At 60.6% G+C, this 2,858-nt stretch carries 3 protein-coding genes; 2 read left to right on the top strand and 1 reads right to left on the bottom strand.

All coding sequences use genetic code 11. The annotated features are described in order from the left end of the window. Position 1: 1 nt before the first annotated feature. On the bottom strand, positions 2-2,119 hold the full coding sequence (locus tag AC4FAH_RS11930) for a TonB-dependent siderophore receptor (RefSeq protein ID WP_284726142.1): 2,118 nt from the start codon (positions 2,117-2,119) through the stop codon (positions 2-4). A 148-nt stretch (positions 2,120-2,267) separates the two neighbouring features. On the opposite strand from AC4FAH_RS11930, the gene AC4FAH_RS11925 reads away from it, so the two are divergent. Beyond that, positions 2,268-2,540 carry a hypothetical protein gene (locus AC4FAH_RS11925; RefSeq protein ID WP_286988540.1) on the top strand — a complete coding sequence of 91 codons (273 nt, stop codon included), beginning with the start codon at positions 2,268-2,270 and terminating at the stop codon, positions 2,538-2,540. After that, positions 2,537-2,858 (top strand): TetR/AcrR family transcriptional regulator (locus AC4FAH_RS11920; protein WP_490246085.1); only part of this gene is annotated, 322 nt, incomplete at its 3' end. The genes AC4FAH_RS11925 and AC4FAH_RS11920, both read left to right, overlap by 4 nt.

Below are 2,858 nucleotides of genomic sequence, written 5' to 3'. Positions count from 1 at the left end.
ATTACCAGCCGACGCTGGCCGACAGGGTGATTTCCATCGGGTCACCCACCAGCACGCGGGTATCGCCGCCGCTGCCGTAGTAGTAACCCGTATCGAACAGGTTCTTCGCATTCAGCTTGAATTCGGTGTCCGGGCCGAAGAAGTCGTGACGCCAGCCGACGAAGGCATCTGCGACGGTATAGGCATCCATCGAGAAGCTGTTGTCGTCATCGCCTTCACGCTCGCCGACATAGCGCACGCCACCGCCGACACGCCACTCGCCGTAGGACGGATCGATCGCCAGATCATGTGCCAGATAGAGGCTGGCCGCGTTGAGCGCCGCATTCGGCAGACGATTGCCCTCGGTGCCTTCGGTATCCTCCAGCACTTCGGTATCGGTGTAGGCATAGCTGAACAGCAAGGATGTGCGGTCCGTCAGGGCCCCTTCGAGGCTGAATTCCAGGCCTTGCGAGCCGGCTTCACCGATGGTGCGAGTCACACCATTGTCAGTGACTGCGACGTTTTCCTTGCGGATCTGGTAAAGCGCCACGGAGGTCGCCAGACGCGGATTCCACTGACGCTTGTAGCCGATCTCGTAGCCCTTGCCGAGCTCGGGGTCGAGGCTCTCGCCGCTGTCACTGTCGCTGCCGTTCGGCACGAAGGATTCGCTGTAGCTGATGTAGGCGGAGCTGGCATCGTCGATGCGATAGAGCAGATTCGCGGAAGGCAGGAACAGATCGTCGCTGTAATCGGGGTCGGACACGAAGTCCTCGCCCTGCCCGCTCTGCTGATCGAACCAGGTGTAGCGCCCGCCAAGGCCCAGAATCCACTTGTCGGTCAGATACCAGCGGTCGCTGACATAGACCCCGATGGCCTGGGTCTCGTCGAGACGATTGCTGCGCGAGGTATTGATGTCGTCGGAGGTCACCTGGGCCAGCTGGCCGTGGTTCACGTCAGTGACGGTGGAGACCGTGACGGAATCGCCGAAATAGCGCTCATCCAGATAGTCGCGTGTGGTCTCGTAGTCCGCCCCGATGACCAGCTGGTGACGCTGCCCCGCGATCTCGACATCGCCCATGGCATCCAGCGCCGTGTAGTGCTCGCTGCGATCATAGCCCTGGTTCTCTTCGGCGCGCACGGTCACATCGCCGCTGTCACTGACGTCGGTGACATTGGCGCGCGCGTCACTGTACTGGCGACGCGTCCAGCCGTAGGTCAGCTTCATGTCCCAGTTGTCGGTGACTTCCTGCTTCCACCAGGCATTGACGGACTCGTCATGGCCATAGACGCGGTTCCAGGACTCATCGAAACGCGTGCCACGCGTGACGTTGGCGGCGCTGCCGTTGTAGAAGACGGTGCCACGGTCGATATCCAGCTCGTAGTCCTGGTACTCGTAGCTGATCTGGGCACTACTGTGCTCGCCTTCCCAACGCAGTGAAGGGGCGATGGTGGTGCGACGGTCATTGCCGTACTCGCGCCAGGAGTCTTCATCTTCATGCGAGAGGATGAAGCGATAGGCCAGGCCGGTATCCTCGATGGGACCGGTGGTGTCCAGGGTGGTATTGCCACCGCCGAAGGAGCTGACCTCGCCACTGATCTCGGTGTGCGTCTCGTACTGCGGGCGCTTGGTGACCATGTTGATCACGCCGCCGGGGTTCTGCTGGCCCTGGAAGAGTGATGACGGCCCCTTGAGCACCTCGACGCGGTCCACGGTCGCCGTGGTGTAGGTACGGCGTGGCTGACGGATGCCATCGATCAGCATCGAACCATCACTGTTGCTGCCGAAGCCTCGCTTGACGAAGCCGTCTTCGGTGCCCCCCAGGGTGTTGCCCAGCTGGATACCCGCGACCGGCTGCAGCGCCTCTTCCAGATCATCCAGATTGAAATCATGCATGACCTGCTGGGTCACGACATTGATGGTGCGCGCCTGCTCGAGGAAGTCCACCGACTGCTTGTTGGCCAGGCTCGAGGCCTCGGCGCGGTAGCTGCCCGGCGCCACTTCGCCTTCACGCTCTCCGGTCACCACGATCACCGAATTCGCGACTGGCGACTCGCTTGAGGTGGCACCCTCTGCCGCCAGCGAAGTGGCCGGCAATGCCATCAGGCTGAAGATCAGGCAGGAGAAATGTCCCTTGTTCATGCTTGCAGCGCTATCCCGAGAATGATTTGGCACCTGAAAACCCTTTGTACGCGATGCGACAGCGTCCTGCTGAACCACACCTTTCCTCTGCTCGATGAGCAGAAAGTGGCCATGACTGACGCCCCCCGCGCCAGTAAATGAGTCGCGAATGCTAATCTTTATCAAATGCTACCGCAACGAAAAATGCGTGATTTTTCCGCGTAATGACCTGAGCTTTGCCTTATTTAACGCTCAGCAAACTTCTATTTGCGTAATTGTACTGACATCGAAGCGTCACACCCGCAATGCGCGACGTCAGAACATGGGCGCAATGACACAAGGCTTTGGAAACGCCGCATTGACACAGGGAGAATGGGCGCTCTACCCTGCACAGGTAGAACGAACACTCTCCCTCGTTGATTCGACCATGGCACCGACATGATTCAGCACGATATCGCCGCCCGCCTGGAGACGCTCTTCAGCCAGCGCGGCTTCGCAGAGCCGAGTGTTGCCGAGCTCAAGGCAGCGTCAGACGTGAGTCTGCGCACCCTCTATCGCCACTTCCCCTCCAAGGAGAGCATGGTGATCGGTGCGCTTCAGCATCGCCACGAGCGCTATATGGCCTTCCTAGAAGAGGGAGTGCCCGAGGATGGCGCTGCGGCGCTCAGCCACCTCTACCAGCGGCTGGGCCACTGGATGGCGTTCGAGGCGCCCAATGGCTGCATGTCGGTCAATGCCCTGGCGGCCTTTCCCGATAACC

The organism is Cobetia sp. (genome assembly GCF_983723665.1).
This window is presented reverse-complemented; position numbering and strand designations above follow the sequence as displayed.

What these genes read in the sequence shown, in the direction of transcription:
- AC4FAH_RS11930 (WP_284726142.1), bottom strand. Translation starts at nt 2,119, where the DNA reads ATGAACAAGGGACATTTCTCCTGCCTGATCTTCAGCCTGATGGCATTG.
- AC4FAH_RS11925 (WP_286988540.1), top strand. Translation starts at nt 2,268, where the DNA reads ATGCTAATCTTTATCAAATGCTACCGCAACGAAAAATGCGTGATTTTT.